At 63.2% G+C, this 19,368-nt stretch carries 18 protein-coding genes; 7 read left to right on the plus strand and 11 right to left on the minus strand.

Features of this window, described 5'->3' with window-relative positions; translation table 11 throughout:
- The first annotated feature begins 92 nt into the window (after positions 1–92).
- A complete protein-coding gene (locus ABNP31_RS14280) occupies positions 93–1,406 on the plus strand; it encodes a hypothetical protein (RefSeq protein ID WP_350012415.1) in 1,314 nt (437 codons plus the stop codon).
- Between the two features lie 138 nt (positions 1,407–1,544).
- On the opposite strand, the gene qhpG is transcribed toward ABNP31_RS14280, so the two are convergent.
- Genes qhpG through ABNP31_RS14300 form a run of 4 tightly spaced genes read right to left on the minus strand, consistent with a single transcriptional unit; the run spans position 1,545 to position 7,142 of the window.
- Positions 1,545–2,837: a flavin-dependent monooxygenase QhpG gene (gene qhpG / locus ABNP31_RS14285; protein WP_085665545.1), complete on the minus strand. Its 1,293-nt coding sequence runs from the start codon at positions 2,835–2,837 to the stop codon at positions 1,545–1,547.
- Entirely contained in the window at positions 2,830–3,507 is a 678-nt protein-coding gene (gene qhpE, locus ABNP31_RS14290) for a subtilisin-like serine protease QhpE (protein WP_085665546.1), read from the minus strand. The genes qhpG and qhpE overlap by 8 nt, the downstream gene beginning before the upstream one ends.
- The gene (locus tag ABNP31_RS14295; protein WP_085665547.1) at positions 3,497–5,230 is read right to left on the minus strand and encodes an ABC transporter ATP-binding protein; all 1,734 of its coding nucleotides are present in this window, start codon (positions 5,228–5,230) and stop codon (positions 3,497–3,499) included. The genes qhpE and ABNP31_RS14295 overlap by 11 nt, the downstream gene beginning before the upstream one ends.
- 1 nt (position 5,231) lies before the next feature.
- Positions 5,232–7,142, minus strand: a complete 1,911-nt coding sequence (locus ABNP31_RS14300; protein ID WP_350012416.1) for a sigma-54-dependent Fis family transcriptional regulator — start codon at positions 7,140–7,142, stop codon at positions 5,232–5,234.
- A 726-nt stretch (positions 7,143–7,868) separates the two neighbouring features.
- On the opposite strand from ABNP31_RS14300, the gene ABNP31_RS14305 reads away from it, so the two are divergent.
- The 6 genes from ABNP31_RS14305 to ABNP31_RS14330 all read left to right on the plus strand — a co-directional run bounded on the left by ABNP31_RS14305 (position 7,869) and on the right by ABNP31_RS14330 (position 14,462).
- Positions 7,869–9,971, plus strand: coding sequence for a type VI secretion system Vgr family protein (locus ABNP31_RS14305; RefSeq protein ID WP_238066403.1), 2,103 nt, complete (start codon positions 7,869–7,871; stop codon positions 9,969–9,971).
- The gene (locus ABNP31_RS14310) at positions 9,968–10,543 is read left to right on the plus strand and encodes a DUF4123 domain-containing protein (protein ID WP_238066404.1); all 576 of its coding nucleotides are present in this window, start codon (positions 9,968–9,970) and stop codon (positions 10,541–10,543) included. The genes ABNP31_RS14305 and ABNP31_RS14310 overlap by 4 nt, the downstream gene beginning before the upstream one ends.
- Positions 10,540–11,382, plus strand: coding sequence for a hypothetical protein (locus ABNP31_RS14315; protein WP_238066405.1), 843 nt, complete (start codon positions 10,540–10,542; stop codon positions 11,380–11,382). The genes ABNP31_RS14310 and ABNP31_RS14315 overlap by 4 nt, the downstream gene beginning before the upstream one ends.
- Entirely contained in the window at positions 11,375–13,255 is a 1,881-nt protein-coding gene (locus ABNP31_RS14320; protein WP_350012417.1) for a hypothetical protein, read from the plus strand. The genes ABNP31_RS14315 and ABNP31_RS14320 overlap by 8 nt, the downstream gene beginning before the upstream one ends.
- A 79-nt stretch (positions 13,256–13,334) precedes the next feature.
- Positions 13,335–14,186: a hypothetical protein gene (locus tag ABNP31_RS14325; RefSeq protein WP_350012418.1), complete on the plus strand. Its 852-nt coding sequence runs from the start codon at positions 13,335–13,337 to the stop codon at positions 14,184–14,186.
- A gap of 57 nt (positions 14,187–14,243) precedes the next feature.
- Positions 14,244–14,462: a PAAR domain-containing protein gene (locus tag ABNP31_RS14330; RefSeq protein ID WP_232873948.1), complete on the plus strand. Its 219-nt coding sequence runs from the start codon at positions 14,244–14,246 to the stop codon at positions 14,460–14,462.
- Positions 14,463–14,677: 215 nt separating this feature from the next.
- Here ABNP31_RS14330 and ABNP31_RS14335 read toward each other — a convergent pair whose 3' ends face one another.
- The 7 genes from ABNP31_RS14335 to ABNP31_RS14365 form a co-directional block, all read right to left on the minus strand.
- On the minus strand, positions 14,678–14,914 hold the full coding sequence (locus ABNP31_RS14335) for a hypothetical protein (protein WP_015270586.1): 237 nt from the start codon (positions 14,912–14,914) through the stop codon (positions 14,678–14,680).
- 693 nt (positions 14,915–15,607) lie between these two features.
- Positions 15,608–16,519 carry a trypsin-like serine peptidase gene (locus ABNP31_RS14340; RefSeq protein ID WP_238066409.1) on the minus strand — a complete coding sequence of 304 codons (912 nt, stop codon included), beginning with the start codon at positions 16,517–16,519 and terminating at the stop codon, positions 15,608–15,610.
- 277 nt (positions 16,520–16,796) lie between these two features.
- On the minus strand, positions 16,797–17,648 hold the full coding sequence (locus ABNP31_RS14345) for a CsgG/HfaB family protein (protein WP_085615427.1): 852 nt from the start codon (positions 17,646–17,648) through the stop codon (positions 16,797–16,799).
- A 33-nt stretch (positions 17,649–17,681) separates the two neighbouring features.
- Complete coding sequence (locus ABNP31_RS14350) at positions 17,682–18,095, minus strand: curli assembly protein CsgF (RefSeq protein WP_025339362.1); 414 nt, start codon at positions 18,093–18,095, stop codon at positions 17,682–17,684.
- Positions 18,092–18,493, minus strand: a complete 402-nt coding sequence (gene csgE / locus ABNP31_RS14355; protein WP_013972855.1) for a curli production assembly/transport protein CsgE — start codon at positions 18,491–18,493, stop codon at positions 18,092–18,094. Before csgE ends, ABNP31_RS14350 begins: the two co-directional genes overlap by 4 nt.
- Complete coding sequence (locus ABNP31_RS14360) at positions 18,490–19,017, minus strand: type II secretion system protein (RefSeq protein ID WP_013972856.1); 528 nt, start codon at positions 19,015–19,017, stop codon at positions 18,490–18,492. The genes csgE and ABNP31_RS14360 overlap by 4 nt, the downstream gene beginning before the upstream one ends.
- Positions 18,992–19,366, minus strand: coding sequence for a type II secretion system protein (locus ABNP31_RS14365; protein WP_013972857.1), 375 nt, complete (start codon positions 19,364–19,366; stop codon positions 18,992–18,994). The genes ABNP31_RS14360 and ABNP31_RS14365 overlap by 26 nt, the downstream gene beginning before the upstream one ends.
- Positions 19,367–19,368 lie beyond the last annotated feature (2 nt).

Consider the following 19,368-nt stretch of genomic DNA (forward strand, 5'->3'; position numbering starts at 1 on the left):
TGAACACTGTGGGGTCCCTGTGGGAGCGGGTTCACCCGCGAAGAGGCCGGCACAGGCAACCCGAAAACAACAACAAAAACATGGAGCACACCATGAGGCACAAACTCGCCTGCACATTGGCCCTGCTATTCGCCGCCCCCATCACCCAGGCCTACGAGCTGTACAACCACGACGGCACCACCCTCAACGCCGACCTCGAAGCCCTGTTCGGCGCCTTCCACAGCGACGAAAGTTTCAACCTGGCCGGCAACCGCAAGCCCGGCAGTACCGCCTGGCAGGAAGGCTACGTCAAATATGGCCTCAGCGGCAGCCAGGCCCTGGACGACAGCGGCGCGCTCTACGGCGCCTTCAACCTGCTCAGCTCCGCCACCTGGGGCGACGGCGATGCCGCCGGCCTGACCCTGGGTGACGAGCGCCGCACCGCCATCGAAGACCTGTACCTGGGCTGGCGCTCGGCCAACCTGTTCCCGGCCCTGGGCGAAGACGGCGTGGACATTTCCGGCGGCCGCCAGGTGGTGACCCTGGGCGACGGCTTCCTGATCCAGGGCGACCCGGTGAACCTGGGCAAGGTCGACCTGGGCGCCAACTTCGACCGCGGCGGCGCCTACTACCTGGCCGCACGCAAGGCCTTCGACCGCACCGCCGTGCTGCGCCTCGGCGGCAAGCAAGGCTGGCGCAGCGACCTGATGTGGCTGAAGTCCGACAACCACTACCAGGCCGACACCTCGCTGGCGGTGGCCAACCTGGAGCACGTCGCCGACGCCGGCACCGTCGGCCTGAGCTGGATCCGCGGCCTCGACGTGGACCAGCGCTACGCGCAGATCATGGGCCTGGAATACCGCGACGGCATGGACACCGCCAGCCTGCGCGGGCGTGGCAACCTGGGGGTGAAAGACCTGGAGCTGGCCGCCGAGTACGTGACCCAGGACAAAACCGGCGGGCGGGAGAACGCCTGGTACCTGGAAGGCAACTGGACCTTTTCCGAACTGCCCTGGTCCCCCACCGCCACCTACCGCTACAGCCGCTTTTCCGAAGACTTCGACCCGCTGTTCTATGGCCTGAGCCGTGGCTATGGCACCTGGTTCCAGGGTGAGGTGGCAGCCAACTATGCCGGGCCGTTCAACAGCAACAGCCAGGTGCACCACGTGGCGCTGAAGGGCAAGCCACGGGACAACCTGACCGTCGGCGCGCTGTACTTCGACTTCGATACGCTGGACACTGACCAGGGCAACCTGGGCGGGCGGGAGCTGGACCTGTATGTGGAATGGATGGTCAACGACCACCTGCTGATCAGCCCGCTGGTAGGGTTCTACAAGCCGGAACGCAGCGCGGCCAATGGTGGGACGCAGCTGGGCGGGCGGGATACCGGGACCTATATGCAGCTGATCGTCGGGACTTTCTTCTGATTCGAGATCCCGGGGCTGCTGCGCAGCCCATCGCGACACAAGGCCGCTCCTACAGGTACCGCGCTGCCATCAAGGTTTGTGCAGACCTGTGGGAGCGGCCTTGTGTCGCGAAAGGGCCGCAAAGCGGCCCCGGCAATCTCAAGCCAAGCCCTGCTCCAACAACCACCGCCGCACCATCATCTGCTGCTCCCCTGGCAGGCCTGACAACACTGCCTCGAGAGGTCGGCCGCTACGCAGCCTCCGCACCACCGGCGCCAGCTCCACCCCCTGCAAATGCCACACCCCCAACGGCTGATCCGCCGTCACCACCACCTCGGCCTCATCTACCAGCCCGTCACGCAACACCGGCCGCCGCTCGACCCTCACCGCGCTCCAGTCCGGCGCCACGTGCAATGCCTGCATGTCCGGCCACCCCTGCCGCCGCGCCCAGAACGGCTGCCCCACCCGCCCCTGCTCTTGCCCATAGAAATCCCGCCCGATCCGGGCAAAACGCAAAAACAGCTGTTCGATCCGTTGCTGGTGAAACTGCCGCGCCAACCCGGCCCGCTCGGGCCTGCGCAGCAAGGTATTGATCACCACCGGCGCCTGCAGCGCCGAAGACAGCGACTGGAAGATCCCGTTGCCCGACAGTGGGTCAACGGCCATCGCGGCATCGCCCACGCGTATCCAGTCCTGCCCGACGCACTCACCGGCCAGAATCGCGGTACTGCTGCGCGCATGCACCTCTGCCGGCGCCAATGCCCTGGCATCGAACAGCTCGGCCACCAGCGCGCTGTCGGCTCGCCGCGCCGCGCAATAATCCGCCAACCCGGCCTTGCCCGGCAGCCCTGCGGCGTCCAGGGTGACTTGCCAGTAGCAGCGGCCGTCTTCCAGGCGCGCCATCCACGCCCAGCCATCCGCCAGGCTCTCCACCGCCGACGCGGGCGCCCCGGGGGCGGCCTGCCAGACATTCAGCAAGCTGACCGTCTCCGGCCCGCGCAGTCGGTCGGCAGCCAGCGGGGCCTGGCGGCCTCGGGCTTCGACCAGGAAATCGGCCTGCAGTACCTGCCCGTCATCCAGGCGAATGCCATGACCGACTTCGCGAACCACCTCACGCACCCGCCCCTCGACCACGCTCACACCCGCACGCTGAAGGTCGTCGCGCAGCGCCCGGTCAAACCTTTGCCGATCCAGCAGAAACTCCTGATTCAGGTGCAGCTGCTGGCCGTTCCAGTGCACTTGCCGAGTCGCCGGCATCGCCGCCTGGCTCAACGCCCCGCCAAGGCCGGCGTGGCGCAGACCATCCAGCACCCGCTGCGAAACCCCTTCGACCGCGGCGAACCGGCGCCACTCGGACACCACCGTCACCGCATAGCCCAGCCGCCGCAAGCCAATGGCCGAGGCCGCACCCGCAGGGCCTGCCCCCAGCACCACGATGCGTGGCTCAGCCATGGCCGGCACCTCGTCGCTCGGGACCGGTAAACGCCGCGTGGTGGCGCAACCAATCATGAACCTGCTGGTGGCCCATGCCCGGCTCATCACGCAGCAACGCAGCGATCCTGCCACTCAGGGCCGCACAGCCCAGGCTCGCGCCCGCCCTGCCGCCCGCCCCCACATAACCGCCAAAGTCCGCCTGCCGGGTACCCAGCCAGGACCACTGGCCCGGTGCACAGCGGGCATCGCCGGTAACCCGGATCACCCCGGGGTAGCTGGCCGGGTACACGGGCCCGCCCTGGGCCGGGCTGGAGGCGCACAACAGCACACCCGCGGCCAAAGCCTCGGCACAGGCCTGGTGCAGCACAGGCCGGTCCTGCTGCAGGCCAAGGCTGAGGTTGACCAGCGTAACCCCCGCCTCCACCAGCCACAGCAGCGCGGCCGCCACCTGCAAGGCACTGGTGCTGGCCTGGGCGCCGAAAACCTGGGCCAGCAGCACGGGCACCGGCCCGGCCTCCCGCTGCAAGCCGGCGAGCACCGCGCTACCGTGCCCAAGCTGGTCGGCCAGCATGTCACCTTCGCGCAACTGGCCGTCCTCCAGCCAGAAGCGGCGCGCGCCCAGCAAGGCGCTGGCCTGCTCCGGCGTGCAACCACTGTCGATCACGCCAACACGCACGTCAGTGCCCATGCTTGATCACCTCCTCGGGCAGCACCTGCAACTGGCCGGCGTGCAGCTGCAGGTGCAGGTCGGCATCGGCCAGGGTCGAAGCACGGTGGCTGATCAGGATGCGCGTGCGGCCGGCGAACAACTGGTCGATGGCCGCGATCACTTCGCGCTCGGTAGCTTCGTCCACCGCCGAGGTGGCCTCGTCCAGCACCAGGATCGCCGGCGCCTGCAGCACCGCGCGGGCGATGGCAATGCGTTGTTTCTGCCCGCCCGACAACTGCTGGCCACGCTCACCCAGCAGGCCGTCCAGGCCCAGCGGCAGGCTGTCGACCAGGCTGTCCAGCCGCGCCAGGCGCACCACCCGCTCCAGCTCCTCACGGCTGGCCTCGGGCACGCCGTAGGCCAGGTTCTGTGCCAGGGTGCCGCGGAACAGCACGATATCCTGGCTGACCACCGCAATGCGCCGGCGCAACGCAGCCAGGTCCAGTTCGCGCAGGTCGGTGCCGTCCAGCAGGATGCGCCCGGCGTCCGGGTCGTAGAAGCGCTGCAGCAGGTCGATCAGGGTCGACTTGCCCACCCCCGAGGCACCGCTGATGGCCACCTTCAGGCCTCCCGGCACGCACACCTGCACGTCGTTCAGCACCGCGCCCTGGCGCCCTTCATGGGCAAAGCTCACCCCCTCGAGGCGCAATTCGCCCGGGCCGTCGGGCACCGGCTGCGGGTTGGCTGCCGGGCGCACGGCCACGGCCTCCTGCTTCAGTTCCATCACCCGCCCCAGGCTCACCGCCATGCGCTGCACCGCCACGTACAGGCCCAGCAGGCTCTGCACCGGCCCTACCGCCATGCCCATGTAGGTGGAAAAGGCGATCAGCGCACCCAACTGCCAGGTACCCTGAATCACCCACCAACCGCCGACCAGGAACGCGCAGGCGCGGCACCAGGAGGTCAGCGTGCCGGGGATGGCCTGGGTGAAGAATTCGGTCACCTGTACCTTGAGCAGCTGGCGCATGTAGCCCTGGCCCAACTGGTCCAGGCGCCCCGCCTCGCGGCCTTGCTGGCCGGCGGCCTGGATGAACTTCATCGCCGGCAGGGTTTCGACCAGGAACGACGACACATCCGCCGAGCGTTCGCGCAGGTTGCGTACTTCGCGCTCCACCTTGCGCCGCATCCAGCGCAGCCACAGCACTTCGATCGGCACCAGCAGCGCCAGCAGCAGCGACAGTTGCCACGACAGCATCAGCATCAACACCACCGCGCCTACCAGGCCGATCACCGCCGACACCGCCGAAAACAGCGAATCCACGGCAAAGCGCTGGATTTCCGCCACATCGCCATCCAGCCGCGAAAGGATGTCGCCGATGCGCCGCCGCCCGTAGAACGTCGGCGACAGCTGCTGCAGGTGGCGGTAAAGGTCGTCGCGCAGGGCAAACAGGATGCGCCCCGACAAGCGCGTGTGCAGGTAACGGTTGACCCCGGCCAGCACGGTACCCAGCAGGCCCGCGCCGATCATGATCGCGGCCATGTGCCAGAGGGTCTGGTAGTCCTTGGCCAGCAGCCCCTCGTCGATCAGCGTCTTGACCAGCCAGGGTTGCGCCAGCGCCAGCAACGAGGCGCCCAGCGACAAACCGAGCAACAGGCCGATGGCACGTCGATGGGGGCGCACGAAACCATACAGCCAGGCCAACGCCTGGCGCATGAGCACAGGGTCGCTGGATTCCACCAGCCGGGCGAACAGGCCGCCCACGTCAGCCGCGCAACTGTTTGAGCTTGCGGTACAGCGTCGCTCGGCTGATACCCAGCGCCTCGGCCGCCGCGGACACGTTGCCCTGATGGCGCGCCAAGGCCCCACGGATCAGCTCCAGCTCGTTGTCCTTGAGGCTGCCGGAAGGCGCGGTGCCGCAGGCCAGTTCGTCCAGCAGGCAGTCGGTGAGGTGGTCGAGGGTCAGCACCTGCTCGCCGTCCTCGCGCATGGCCAGCGCGGTGCGCACGACCATTTCCAGCTGGCGGATGTTGCCCGGCCAGTCGAAGCCTTCGAGCAACGCGGTCAGGGCCGGGGCCAAGGTCACGCCCCGGGCATCGGACTTGTCCAGCAGCCCCTGGATGATCGCCGCCAGGTCATCGCGCTCGCGCAGTGCCGGCAGGCGCAGCGACACGCCGTTGACCCGGTAGTAAAGGTCTTCGCGGAAGTGCTGCTCCTGCACCAGGCGCTTGAGGTCGCGGTGCGTGGCACAGATCAATGCCACGTCGATGTCCTGCTCGTCGCCCGCCCCCAGCGGTGCCACTCGCCGTTCCTGCAGTACCCGCAACAAGCGCGCCTGCAGCGCCAGCGGCATGTCGCCGATTTCGTCGAGGAACAGCGTGCCGCCATGGGCCTGCATCAGCCGGCCGACCATGCCGCCCCGGCGCGAACCGGTGAACGCGCCTTCACGGTAGCCGAACAGTTCGGACTCGATCAGCCCTTCGGGGATGGCCGCGCAGTTGACGGCCACGAACGGTTTGTCGGCGCGCGGGCTGGCCTGGTGCAGGGCCCGGGCGACGACTTCCTTGCCGGTACCGGTCTCGCCCAGCAGCAGCACCGGCAGGCCATTGCCCAGCCCCTGGCGGGCCATGCGCAGGTTGCGCGCCAGGCGCGGGTCGCCACCGGCCAGGGCGTCGAGCGCCGGCGACTGCTTGCCCGGCGCCGGCTTGCTCACCGGCGTGCTGCCGTTGACCCGGCCGTGGCGCGGCAACTGCAGCGCGCGGAAGTAGAACTCGCCCTTGGCCGTTTGCACACTGCTCACCCCGCCCTGCCACAGGCGGGCGATGAAGGCCGGTGACCGTTCACCCAGCAGGTCGCTGCTGCGCCGGCCCAACAGCTCATGGCGCGGCACCTGCAACAGCTGGCAGGCACTGTCGTTGGCAGCCAGCACTTCACCGTCCAGGCTCAGCGCCAGCAGGCCATGCCAGGCACTGTTGAGGTATTGCGGGCGGCTGTGGAAGGCCAGCACCAATTGCTCCGGGTGGCACAGGCCAAACATACGGCTTTCGATGTTGCCGGCCGCCAGCATCAGCGTCGACAGGCTGTCCTGTGGTTGCGCCATTACCCCTTCACGGGTGATGTCGAGCACGCCGATCACCTCGCCGCGCGGGTCGCGCAGGGGTACCGAAGTGCAGGAGAACGGGCTGAGGCGGTCGAGGTAATGTTCGCCGCAGTTGATCAGCGTCGGCCGGCCTTCCACCACTGCCGTGCCGATGGCGTTGGTGCCGCGCAGTGATTCGCTCCAGCAACTGCCCGGGTGCAGGTCGCGCAGGCCCTCGCGTTGCAGCACGTGCTTCTGCCCTTCGATGGCCAGCACATTGGCCTGGGCGTCGCCGAGGATGACGATGCCGGCCTTGCCCTGGCGCGCGACCAGGTAGTCCAGTTCCGGGGTAACGGCGTCGACCAGCAGGCGGTTGCGCTCCAGCAGCATGCGCAGGTCGTGGCCCTGCTCCAGGCCCAGACCGACCTGCTCGCCCTGCAGGCAGTCCAGGCCATGGCCCAGGCTGCGGCGCCAGGAGGCATCGATCTCGTCGCGCAGCATGCCCATTGGCAGCTCGCCTTCGCTGGCCAGTCTCAGGCGGGCCTGGCGGGATTCGTGCAGCGGGTCGTGGGCGTTTGTTATTAGTTGTCGCGCCATTTTCTACTCCGGCTGTGCCCCGCAAGGTGGCGGGGAACGGGCTTGGGAATTTTCCGCAGTGTGCGGGAGAAATCCCTGGCCGTCATCAGGCTGAGGTAGAAGGTGGCATATGGTGACGTTTACGTAAAGGGACACGCAGGAGCACCGCCTTGCCCAAGATCTGAAAGCTTGCGCAAGCTTTGTGGGAGCGGGTTCACCCGCGAAGAGGCCCTCGAGTTCGATCACGGCTGCCGCTTGATTTCAAAAAAGCCCAGGTGCCCGCCAGACACCCGGCACCGCCCCATTCGCGGGTAAACCCGCTCCCACAGGGATGGCATCGCACTTGAGATCACGCGGTACCTGTGGGAGCGGGCATGCCCGCGAACACCGGCAAAGCCGGTGCCATCCACCACGTCGTCTGCTTCGCGGGCGCGCCCGCTCCCACAGGTACTGCGCTGTCTTAGCCACCATAAAACGAAATAACTGGGCATAAGGCCGCTCCTGCAGGAACAGCGTACAACTTGTTCTCAACTACATGGCCAACCCAACAACTAAGAAAAAACACTAAGTTACAAGTTTCAGAAAGTTCCTACTTATAACCAAAAACAACAACACCCTGTTTATTTAAATCCCGCCGCAGGCCGCCTACCCTGCAAGTCCGCCCTCGCCATCAACCTTACCCCAGGCCCAATCTGCACCAAGACTACGGCTGATACCGGAGCAATTCTTAACAAGGGAAAACACGCCATGTACCGACAATCTGATCTGCGCTTCAGCTTTCAACCCTTGGCTGGCGACATTCAATTCGAGGTGATTTCATTCGAACTCGACGAAGCCATCAGCGCACCATTCCAGTTGAAGCTGGAGCTGATCAGTCACGAAGATGAAGTCGACTTCGGTAAGTTGCTCGACAAGCCGGTACTGTTCACGATCTGGCAGCACGAACGCCCACTGCGCTACGTGCACGGCGTGACAAGCAGCTTCAGCCAAGGTGAAACGGGCTTTTATCGCACCCGTTACCATGCCTTGGTCGAGCCCCTCCTGGCCCGCGGCGGGTTGCGTTCGAACTGGCGAATCTTCCAGCAGAAAACCGTGCCGCAGATTCTCGAAATCATGCTCAAGCGCCAGTGCATCCTTCATTTCGAGTTGCACATTTTTGGCGACCATCAGGTGCGCGAGTTCTGCGTACAGGCCGGTGAAACAGACCTCGACTTCATCGCCCGCCTGGCGGATGAAGAGGGTTTCATCTATCGCTTCGAGCACACGCCAAAACAACACCTGCTGGTCATCACCGACCGACTGCTGGCGCTGGGGCAGATCAGCCGAGGCGCGATCAAGAGCGAAGACGACGATGAAGGGCTTCCTGAAGAGGACGACGTCGGCCCCGTCCAGGTGCTGTACCGCGCCAACAGCGGTGGTGATCAGGCCAGGCCTTGCCTGCGCCGCCTGCGCTACAGCGAGCAGGTACGCACCGCACGACAGGTACAGCGGGACTACACCTTCACCAACCCGCAGTACCGGCAGGAACACCGCGCAGATGACAGTGCCATCGCCCATCAGTCCCGGGATTATGAGCGCTTCGACTACCCCGGCCGTTACAAGCGCGATGTGGTCGGCGTCCCCTTCACCGCCACGCGACTCACGGCCCTGCGCCATGACGCCCGTATTGCCGAGGTAGAGGGCGACGATGTGCGGCTGCAACCAGGCCTGAGCTTCACCCTCATCGAACACCCCCGCAAAGACCTCAACACACACTGGCGCGTGATGCGCGTGCATCACGAGGGGAGCCAATTCACCAGCCTGCAAGAAGAAGCTGCCGGAGCCGAACAGGGAACGCGCTACTCGCAGGAAGCCGTGCTGGTGCCCGGCCGGATCGAATGGCGACCTGCGCCGCTGGACAAACCGCGCATCGATGGCCCGCACATGGCCACCGTCGTCGGTCCACCCGGCGAGGAGATCTATTGTGACGAATGGGGACGGGTCAAGGTCAGCTTCCCCTGGGATCGCGAGAGCAGAAACAACGAGTTCAGCTCCTGCTGGGTGCGCGTATCACAAGGTTGGGCAGGCGGCAGCTGGGGCTCGATGGCTATCCCACGCATCGGCCAGGACGTGATCATCCAGTACGTCAACGCCGACCCCGACCAGCCGATGATCACCGGGCGCACCTACTGCGGGGATCAACTGCCGCCCTACGAGCTGCCGGAACACAAGACGCGCATGACCATCAAGAGTCAGACCCACAAGGGTAATGGCTTCAACGAACTGCGTTTCGAAGATGAACTGGGTCGGCAGGAAGTGTACGTGCATGCCGAAAGGAACATGAATACCAAGGTCAAACATGACCAGACCCTTAACGTCGGCAATGATCGCGCCACTGCGACAGGCCGCGACCAAAACACCAGCATTGCGCGTGACGAGACTATCGATACGGGACGTGATCGCCGCGATCATGTTCACCAAGACCGATTCACCAGCATCGACCGCAACGATATCCATACCATTGGCAACACAAGCCGCATCACCATTGCCGCCGACCACAGCCTGAGTATCGGCGGCAATCAGTCGCTCGTCATCGAAGGTACGCGCGCCATTGAAGCCCGTACTGCACAACGCCTGCTGACCCGGTATTACATGCTTCAGGGCACGGAACGCATCCACATCCGTGGCCCGAGCGGCAAGATCATCCTCGATACCAACGGCATCACTATCGAGGCTCCCAACATCCACTTCAAAGGCAATGTCACCTACCAGACACCTGTGCAGGCCCAGGTCGAAGCCATCGAGGCCGCCATTCGAGAAGGCTCACCGCTGATTGAAGAATGCCCCTTTGCCGGGAAGGACGACGCATGAGCCTGCACCAGCAATTAAGCGAAGGCAGCCTGTACACGGGTGTCGTCAGTGCAAGCCTGTTCGTGCTTGCCGAAGCGTCGGCCAATCCGGGCCTGCTGGGCAGGCTCGAGTTTCATTCCACCCGACACCAATGCCTATGGCACCTGGACCATCACACCGGGCTGGAGAAGCATGCGCCATTACTGTTCCAGCTGACAGCAGGCAGCGAACTGGATGCCTGGCTTGGCGGCCTGGACGGGGCCTTCGCCTGTACTGTCGCCGAGACCACTCTGTCCCTCGAAGCCCTCGCGCGGCACCTGCGTCGCTTTGGCAAAGTCCAGGAAGGCCGACGTCGGTACTTCATGAGGCTTGGTGACCCTCGGTCGTTAAGCTTCTACGTCGGCTCACTGGTACACCAGCCAGACACCCTGGCCCGGCTGTTCGATCACGGACGCATACGCAGGCTCTACTTTCACGATTCACGAACCGGGCTTGCACTTTGCGCACAGCCGCTGTTCGAGCAAACAGAAAGCAGCATCGAACGGGAAGGCTGCCTGGCCTGGCTGCCATTGCGCCACGAGGTCCCTGCATGAGCCTGCCGAAACTGAATCTGGGTGCGCTGCAAGCTGCCTCGCTACGGACCACCAACCGTCGACTGTCCCGCTTCCTGCTGGGGACGTTGGACGGTTCGATTGCGCGCTTTCATACCCGTCCCGAGGATGTTCCCCTGCTGGTAGCCAATGCGGGGGCCCTGGTCAGCAACAGGGGCTACACCTGCGGCAAGGAATACAGCTTGCTGGTGCTGAGCCATTTCTTGCTGGGTCTGGGCTGGTGGAACGACCCCGCAAGCGTATCGGTGTGGTCAATCCACCAGGTTCCCGGCCTTACCCAGGATGAGCGACTCGACATGCTGACCGTGCGGGCAGTAGCCCACCGTATGCAGTGGGAGGGTCAACTTACCCTTATGCATGACGTTACACGGCAGATTTTGCGCTTGCCCGATGACGATTGCGACCACGACCGGCAGTGGCGATCACTGGAGCAACTGATGACCCTGCGCGGCATACCGGCTGACGCGCAGCAGTCTTGTTACTGCTGCTATGAGTCGGATGCCAGCCGCCGCTATGCGCTGCCCGCCATCAATCACAAGGAGCTGAACGGGAACGAGATCCTCGCCTACCGCTATTACGGAAAACGGCTACCTCAGCCGTCCGATGACCTGTACAAGCTGCCCCCGTTGCCCCGCAGCCAAGTGCTGATGCATGTGCTCCTGGCGATCGCGTTCGGTCGACACTTTTACCTCAACCCATTGTTCACCCCTTGGGTGAAGTTGCTTGAAGCCACCGACTCTCCCCGAGAGCGCTGCCGGGTGTTGGCAAGTCAATTGGCAGCCCACCAACAAGCACTCAAGGAGCCGAGCCCGCATGGTTGAAGCATCTGCTTTACAAACGCTGGGGCAAGCCGCACTCAACGGGGCGCTGCCTGTTCCACCCGACATTTGCGTACCCTGCTCCCTTCCCGGCGCGCTGTTCTCTCTCGACGGTGGTGACGGCTGCGACCAGCTGCTGGGCATCCCCTCCCAGAACGGCGTCGGCCCTGCCTGGTTTCGCAACAACCCCTGGATCCGCGACCAGGCGCGCAACCACCGCGATACCTTCCTCCAGCAGGTGCTGGAGCATGCCGGCGACACGCTGGGCAATGCCTGGCTGGCTGAGTTTCATGCCTTTGCCGCCAGCGAAAAGCTGCAGTTGGTTTGCATCGACGACGAGATCCGCCTCGACGAACTGCCCCCACCCGTACTCGACCACATGGGCGAGCGCAGCCAGCACGGTTATGCCTTTGCCCTGCACAGCAATTTCTTGTTCACCGACCACAAGATCTATTTCGCCACCTTCACCCATGTGCAGTGGGCCGAGGCGCAACGGGAAGAGTACGTCGACGAGCACGGCACCCAGCGTATCAGCCCGCCCTACACCTGGCACACGCCCAGTGGCCTGTACCCGATCGAACAGGCCTGTGAACAGCTGGCCCGGCACTACGCCGAAGCCAAGGCCCGGGCTCGCTTCTGGCAAGGCGTCATTGGCGCGGCCGAATTCGCCCTCGGCGTGCTGGCATTCATACCGGTGGTGCGCGGCATCAAGGGCACCGTATCGCTAGGCCGCTATGCCTTCGTCGCCCTGGAAGCCGCGCTGGCCGCCGATGCCATGGTCGACGGCAGCAGCCGCATGATCACTGGCGAAGGCCTGAGTATCGGCGAGCAGTTCTTCACCGACCTGGCGCGCCTGGCCAACCCCGACACTGCCGAGGCACGTGGCAAGCAGGTATTCATGGCCATCAACCTGGCCCTGCTGCTGCCGGCCGCCATCGGCGGCGCCCGTTGGCTGATGCACAAGTTGCGGCCCGGCAGCATGACCACCGTACGCCTCGACAACGCCGCGCTGTCGCAAGAGGAAGTCCGGCGCCTTGGCAACCGCAGCGCCAGCGAAGTCACCGTACTGGAAACCCGCATCCAGCGACGCCCCCGTGAGGGTGAGCTGCCGGTCACCGCCCGTGAACTGCACTCGGTGGAGCGCAATGCCAGCCTGGTCGCGCTCGATGTGGCTGGCGGCAAGGCCGACTACGCCTACATGGCCACCACCCTGCGCGACCGGCTGGTGGCCATGATTCAGCACTCCATCGGGCCGATGCGCATGGGCGGCAGCCTGACCCGGGTCGTCGCCGATGCCGGCGAAGAAGCCCTGGCGGCGGCCCTGGTCAGCCACTGGAAGGTCAAGCCGGAGAACATCCTCGGCCTGAGCACCCACCCTTCCCGGCCCAGCCAGTTCGGTTTGAAGAACAAGAGCGACCAGGGGATCGACATGCTGGTGTACGTACCACCACCGCCCTCGATGACGGTGCGTAATCCGACGACGCTGGAAATGCGGCATCACATTGATGGGCTGAAGGGGACGGCACCCGTGGAAGAGTTGAAGTTCGAGGCTGGGACGTTGTTAGTGATCGAGGTGAAGACGACTCTAGGGAAAAGCAAGACGCCTGGTTTCATCAGCACCCAGAAAGCAGGAGGCAAAGCCAACCTTCAGCGCATACAGGACTTGATTCGCAGAAAAAGACAAGGATGGGGAGAAGCCCTTACAAAAACTGACCCAGCCTTTATTACAAAGCACCAAGCAATAGAGGACAGTTTGGACTCGCGAAAAGTTTCATTCCTACATGCACAAGTATTCTTTGACTCGAAAGGTCATCCTAACACTATTGTCGGTGACCGAAGCGGAATACAAATTAATCTCTGGAACCAACATGAATAGACAGACAAAAGATCGACTCAAAGTCAGCTTGAAAAAAATACACGAATGGGCGAGAGAGGACCTACTCGTAAGGTGCGACATGCTGACGTCATACATCATGACTGGCGAAACCATCGGTATCGCTTGCAATCAGATATTCAGAATTGGCATGAACAATATTGGAAAAGGCCTACAGTTTGCACCGCAGCACCCATACGGGCCAGCGTCATTGGGTTTCGTTTCTGGCATTACACAGATGTTAATCGCTGAAGCAATCTTAATACAAAAACTTGCGGGCACTAAAGAAAGTAGCACCGGCGATTTAGATGGGACCACTCACCTAATGTTGTGCGCACTGGCTACTGGCCGGTTAGAACTGATTGAGCCCTTTCACCAAGCTATTTTCACGGGTATTCAGAATGGCTACGGTGTCAGCGATGGCCACAACCTGCCAATCGGTACCACCTTACGCTACGCCGCCTTCGGTCTGACCATCATCGGCGACTGGCTGGGCAAACCGCTCGACCTCGACAAACATGCCCTGCCCCGCGACCCAGCCTGGGGTCAATTGGTAGCTCATTGGCGCGAACCTGATCCCGATAAACTGGCGCCTATTCTGGTGGTGGCCTGCGATACCCATGTCCAACGCATCGCCCTGACATCCCGGGAACTCGACTCCGGCAATTTCGAATTCGGCTCCCCCTTCGAGGCCGTCTACCCCGCCGAGATCCTGGCCATTCTCAACCTGCGCCGTTCGCTGGGCCTGCCGAACCCTTCCATCGACCACCCATTGATGAAAACACCCTACGCCAGGCTGACCTGCCCGCCTGGCATGCGCTTCGAGCCGGATGAACTGCTGATGCGCTTCCTGGCTGCCGCCTGCAAATACGATCCTGATGCCGTGCCGGCCGGCCTTTACGAAGCAATCCTGCAAAACAGCGCAAAGGATTGAGCGATGTCCCGACAAGGTGCGATTCGAAAAGGCGATCCCCACAGCGGGGGTGGTCGGATGGGGGAAGGAAGCGGAGTTCTTGTCAACGGGCGGCAACAATGCGTTCTCGGAGATCGTGCGCCATGCGCGCTTCATGGAGGGACATTTGCGTTGGTCTCTGGCGGTGACGGTAGTGTCTTGTTCAACGGTATTTCGTTAGTGTTCGAGCCTGCAGAGCTTGCTTGTGGGTGCAAGGTTTCATCTACCTGTTCGGGACCTTATGCCAAAGAGGGCTGAACGACCTGAAGATCGTGGTTTCATGCATCGACCTCTTCGCGGGCTTGCACGATTTGAACAGCGCACGCGTTGTCTGTTTCGCGGGCGCTCCCGCCTTCACAGGTACTGCGCGGGCTTCGAGTTGGCGCTGTACCTGTGGGAGCGGGTTCACCCGCGAAGGGGCCCTCGAGGTCAGTCACGGCTGCCGCTTGAGTCCGACAAAGCCCAAACGCCAGTTAGACACCTGGCACCGTCTTCCGCCCAACCAGTTGCTGTCTCTCCACCCCATCCAGCAACGCCTCCACCACCGCCTTGGCCGAATCCAGCCCATGGTCGTTGCTCAACAACAGATCACGACAGGTCCCCTTGGCCAGTTCCAGTGCCTTGAGATTGGTCGCAAACGCCCCTTTGAGCAGCGTGGACAGATGCACCAGCGCATCTTCGTAGTCCACCCCTGAACGCACGGCAAACAACGGTGGATGGCTGCATTCGCACGTGGAGAAACTGGAGGACGCCGTGGTGGCGCGTACGGGAGGATCGGGTAAGCCTTTTGTCATTGTGTCGCTCCTTGATTCACTGGAGCCGCCACAAATCGCTACCAAACGAGATGGTGACGGCTGTACGCAGGTTGGTAGACCGGGAATCAAGGAAACCGGCGCGCACGGAGGCGCCCTACGCACAGCCGCCATAAAACGAAACAGCCGGGCACAAAAAAGGGCCAACTGTATCGCAGAGCGGGCGCTTGTGCGCCTTGATTGATCGCGGGCTACCAAACCCGGCTGCTGGACTTACAGCAGCGGGCAAAGACTACCGGTGTCGGGGAAGCGTTTCAAGCGAAGGGAATGTGCAGTAACACTTCCATTGCCGCCTCTCACTCATCACCGGCCGGCCAATCAGCAGTGATCACCATGTTGTGTCGCCTGCACCGGCCTCTTCGCGGGTAAACCCGCTCCCACAGGGACGGTGTCGCACTTGAGATTACGCGGTACCTGTGGGAGCGGGCATGCCCGCGAACACCGGCAAAGCCGGTGCCATCCACCGCGTCGCCTGCTTCGCGGGCGCGCCCGCTCCTAGAGGTACTGCGCAGGCTTCGAGTTGACGCTGAACCTGTGGGAGCGGGCTCACCCGCGAAGAGGCCCTTTTACTTTCCCTCAAATGCTCAGCACTCATGGGGCTGAACATTCAGAAGCCTGGTCACTGGCACCGCTTGCCAATTTATAGAGGCCATCGAAAGTGCTTTCGCGCAGTCGCGATGAAATACCAGTGCCATGTACAACCCCGGCGACCCAATCGCTGTCTTCTTCCACAATTCTGAAACCGCTTCCGCTGCTGCCAGACATGGTCGCGCAATTAGGTGTGCTTATACCGCTCGTATGCACTATGGGTTCCAGCCTTGACAAGCATCTTTGCATTTCACCGCCACTGTAGTATACCCCGGGGTAACTCCAGATCTCGCCGTTAGGTAATTTTTCCTCCGCTTCCGATATATATGGCTTGCTCGCACCACCAAGCTTGGACTGCAACGACATGCCTTGCTGAGGAAAGACACTGACAATTGCCAGGTCGCTATCTACGCTTGAATAGGCGTCTTCAACCGGAATGTATTTATAGTGAACAGGCCAGCGTCCCAAGGGCGCGCGCTGAGACTCTGCTGCTGTGCCATCATAACTTGGTACAAAAAGTGCCATGCCCTTCCAGTTGCATCCCCTCTCGACAACGCAATGCGCGGCAGTAAGCACCAGGTCACCCTTCGGAGAGTCAAGCACCGTGGCCGAGCAGTGCTGGGGCACGCCGTCTGTGGAAACGTAGAACAGAACTCCCGCACGACGACCCAGTTTGTCTGTATGTGCTTGAGTTACTTTGATGAAGCCAAATCTATCCCCGTATTTTGTTAGTACCTCATTAACCGGATTGGCTGGGCCACCGACCGCCGACTCGGCCAATTTCATGTTTTCCGGCGTCCAGTAAGCCAATACGTTCACTTCGTCTTGTTCCGGGCTTCGGATTGGCGCGCAAACACCCACCTCGGCAAACAAAAAAGCAGCAGATGTCACGAAGGTGGTCAGTAAACGCTTCATTTTCGATCCCGAGCCAATTCTGGTTGAAACAGAATTGAATCAGACTCTGTTAAATATGACAGCTGCCAGAAATGTCAGTAGCGACGCAATCCGCAAGCTGCTAAAACGGGTAGAAGCATTTTGTCCCACTCCACGCAAACATCGCCGTAACTTGAATCCGTACGACCATGACCCAGGCCGACCTTGACTTGGCGCTCGGTGGATCAATCTGACCTCCAAGCCCGAGGCCAGCGCTGTCCCTGTAGAAGCGGGTTCACCCGCGAAGAGGCCCTCAAGCTCAATCAGGCTGCTGATTCTGGCTCAGGTACTTGTCCACCGTAGCCTGCCCTTCCCCCGCATCCCCCGCCACCTGCCACAGCCGCCGCTCGATCCCCTGCGCCAGCAAGTGCCCCACTGCCGCCTCAATCGCCGACAGCACGCACAGCTGCGCCGGTTCGTTGGTGGTGTACCCCACCTCGGCCTCGAGCAGCTTCTTGAACTCGATGAACTTGAACACCCCCGCACTGCGCCCAACCGAATAGATGGTCTTGCTGGTCATCACGTTGGCCAGCACCTGCCCGGTGCGCACGTCCACCGCGCGCAGGTTCACGGTCACCTGGTCGACCCGGTACTCGCGGGAGATGTCTATACCCAGGTAGCGCGCCCCCTCGCCGCCGCTGCGCACGTTGGTGTCGTAGGCAATGATGCCGCCCTCCAGCATCAGGTTGGCGGCCTGCAGCGGTGGCAGCTCGCCCATGATGTTTTCCGGCACGTCGGGCTTTTTCTGCGAAGCACGGATGATCTTGCGCTCGGTCAGCAGGTTCTGCAGGCCTTCACGCTCCAGCACCACGAACCAGCCGCTGGCGTTCAGGGCGTCCATCAGCATGCTTGCCGCGCCCTGGGTGACGCTGGTGGAGAACGAGCTGGCCGGCGTCGGCTTGTACTGCCCGGTCTGGTCGCGGAAGCCATACACCACCGCCATCAACCGGCCCTTGGGCCGTGGCATGTTGATCAGGTCGTAGTAGGTCGAGGCACGCGGGGTCAGGGTCGGGGTTTCCGAGTCCTGTTCGGCGGGCATCGGTTCGCGCAGGCCACAACCGTGCAGACCCAGGGCGGTGAGGATCAGCAGCGTGCTCAGCAGACGTTTCATGGTGTTCTCTCCCCAACAAATAGCCTTGCCCCCTCAAGGGTTCAGGCCGCTGACCTCAATGATCGAAATTTCTCCTGTGGCGCGATCGGTGACCTTGATACTCAAGGCCCCGGAATCGTCGATGACGTCGATGAGAAACGCATCGGTCGCCATGCTGCCGGTGTTGCCGTTACTGATGTTGTCCAGCAACTGCGACAACATCCGCGACTCCAGCTGGTTGCTGAAGCGCTCCAGGGCCGTGGTGCCGGTAAAGGCCGAGGAACGGTCCTTGAGGTCGGGGTCGTCGTAGTCGTTCTGCGCCTGGGCGTTGTTCAGCAGCCAGGTGCCATTGAGCGGGTTGCCGCCAAAGGCCGGGTTGACCGGGGTGTACACCAGCTCGGTGGCCTGGGCGGCACATGCGCTGGCAAACAGGCAGGCGGCGATGCAACGGGGTATGTGGTACTTCATAGCTCGTCCCTCTCCAGATCGGTGGTGTCCTGCAGCAGGCGTTGCAACTTGCGTTGGATGATTTGTTGCTTGACCAGGTCGGCTGCTGCAACGGCCTCGTCCTTGAGCTCGGTGGTGTTCGGCGGCAGGAAGCGGCGGTACACCACCTCACGCTCGAATTCCACGGTGACCAGGCTGCCCCAACGGGCATCCGGGCGTTCGCGCACCACCAGGTTGAAATCAAGCCGGCTGGTGGCGCGCAGGCGGTCGGCGAAGTAGTAGTAAAAGTCGTGGCCGATGTGCGAGATGGTGTTGTCGACGATGAAGCCTTGCATCTCGTCCTCGTCCCCGGCCCTGGCCGAGGTGGCCAGCACTGCCACCAGCAGCAGGCCCAGGCACAGCGCGGCCAGGCGGCTCACGGCGTGTCTCCCGGGCCGGCATGGGTCTGCACACCACCGGCACTTTCGGTAAAGGCCTGCTCGGCGACGAACTGCCAGTCGCTGTAATGTTCCAGCCCATCGAAACCGCTCCATTCGGCGCTGAAGCCACTGCGCTTGAACGGGGTGGCGTCCGAGCGGCTGTGCACGCCGGTGATGCGGCCATCGATCGAGCGCAGCAGGCCCCAATCGTCACTGTTGGTGATGGGGTCTGGGTACAGCCGGCGAATGTGCCGCCTGGCCTGCGGGAAGCGGTTGTCCTGCAGCAGGTCGGCCAGTTCCTGCGGATACTGGGCCAGCCCCGGCGAGGCGCGGTAGTAGCTGCGCAGGGCCTGGGCATACTGGCTGCCCACCCACAACAGCTGGCGTTCGCGGTCACGCTGGGCGGCACTGGCCCAGAGCGTGCCGGTGGCGGCCAGGGCCACGCTGCTGACCGCAATCAGCAGCAACACGCCCAGGTAGGTGAAGCCGGCGTCGGCCTTACCATTCCGCGAACAGGCTGCCATCGCGCGCCCTCCCTGTGGCACCGCTCTTGATATCGGCCACGCCGCCGGCCACGCCTTCGGGCGGTGGCACCAGCTGCCAGGCATCGCTGCGCTCGGTGATCGGGTCGACCGGGGTGTTGCGCAGGTAACGCTGTTCCACCAACTGCTCCAGCGAGTCGGGGTAGTGGCCGGTGTCGCCGTAGTAGTGGTCCAGCGCCTCGCGCAGCACCGCCAGGCTCTGGCGCAGGGTGGCTTCGCGGGAGCTTTCCAGGCTGTTGAAGTAGCGCGGCATGGCAATGGTCATCAGCGTGGCGATGATCGCCAGCACCACCAGCAGTTCGATCAGGGTGAAGCCTTTGCTGCGTTTCATGG

The organism is Pseudomonas asiatica, assembly GCF_040214835.1.
Lineage (GTDB): Bacteria > Pseudomonadota > Gammaproteobacteria > Pseudomonadales > Pseudomonadaceae > Aquipseudomonas > Aquipseudomonas putida_Z.

Excerpts from the sequence above, each read along its gene's own strand:
- ABNP31_RS14280 (WP_350012415.1), top strand. The coding sequence starts at position 93 with ATGAGGCACAAACTCGCCTGCACATTGGCCCTGCTATTCGCCGCCCCC.
- qhpG (WP_085665545.1), bottom strand. The coding sequence starts at position 2,837 with ATGGCTGAGCCACGCATCGTGGTGCTGGGGGCAGGCCCTGCGGGTGCG.
- qhpE (WP_085665546.1), bottom strand. The coding sequence starts at position 3,507 with ATGGGCACTGACGTGCGTGTTGGCGTGATCGACAGTGGTTGCACGCCG.
- ABNP31_RS14300 (WP_350012416.1), bottom strand. The coding sequence starts at position 7,142 with ATGGCGCGACAACTAATAACAAACGCCCACGACCCGCTGCACGAATCC.
- ABNP31_RS14305 (WP_238066403.1), top strand. The coding sequence starts at position 7,869 with ATGTACCGACAATCTGATCTGCGCTTCAGCTTTCAACCCTTGGCTGGC.
- ABNP31_RS14310 (WP_238066404.1), top strand. The coding sequence starts at position 9,968 with ATGAGCCTGCACCAGCAATTAAGCGAAGGCAGCCTGTACACGGGTGTC.
- ABNP31_RS14315 (WP_238066405.1), top strand. The coding sequence starts at position 10,540 with ATGAGCCTGCCGAAACTGAATCTGGGTGCGCTGCAAGCTGCCTCGCTA.
- ABNP31_RS14320 (WP_350012417.1), top strand. The coding sequence starts at position 11,375 with ATGGTTGAAGCATCTGCTTTACAAACGCTGGGGCAAGCCGCACTCAAC.
- ABNP31_RS14325 (WP_350012418.1), top strand. The coding sequence starts at position 13,335 with ATGCTGACGTCATACATCATGACTGGCGAAACCATCGGTATCGCTTGC.
- ABNP31_RS14330 (WP_232873948.1), top strand. The coding sequence starts at position 14,244 with ATGGGGGAAGGAAGCGGAGTTCTTGTCAACGGGCGGCAACAATGCGTT.
- ABNP31_RS14340 (WP_238066409.1), bottom strand. The coding sequence starts at position 16,519 with ATGAAGCGTTTACTGACCACCTTCGTGACATCTGCTGCTTTTTTGTTT.
- ABNP31_RS14345 (WP_085615427.1), bottom strand. The coding sequence starts at position 17,648 with ATGAAACGTCTGCTGAGCACGCTGCTGATCCTCACCGCCCTGGGTCTG.
- ABNP31_RS14350 (WP_025339362.1), bottom strand. The coding sequence starts at position 18,095 with ATGAAGTACCACATACCCCGTTGCATCGCCGCCTGCCTGTTTGCCAGC.
- ABNP31_RS14360 (WP_013972856.1), bottom strand. The coding sequence starts at position 19,017 with ATGGCAGCCTGTTCGCGGAATGGTAAGGCCGACGCCGGCTTCACCTAC.
- ABNP31_RS14365 (WP_013972857.1), bottom strand. The coding sequence starts at position 19,366 with ATGAAACGCAGCAAAGGCTTCACCCTGATCGAACTGCTGGTGGTGCTG.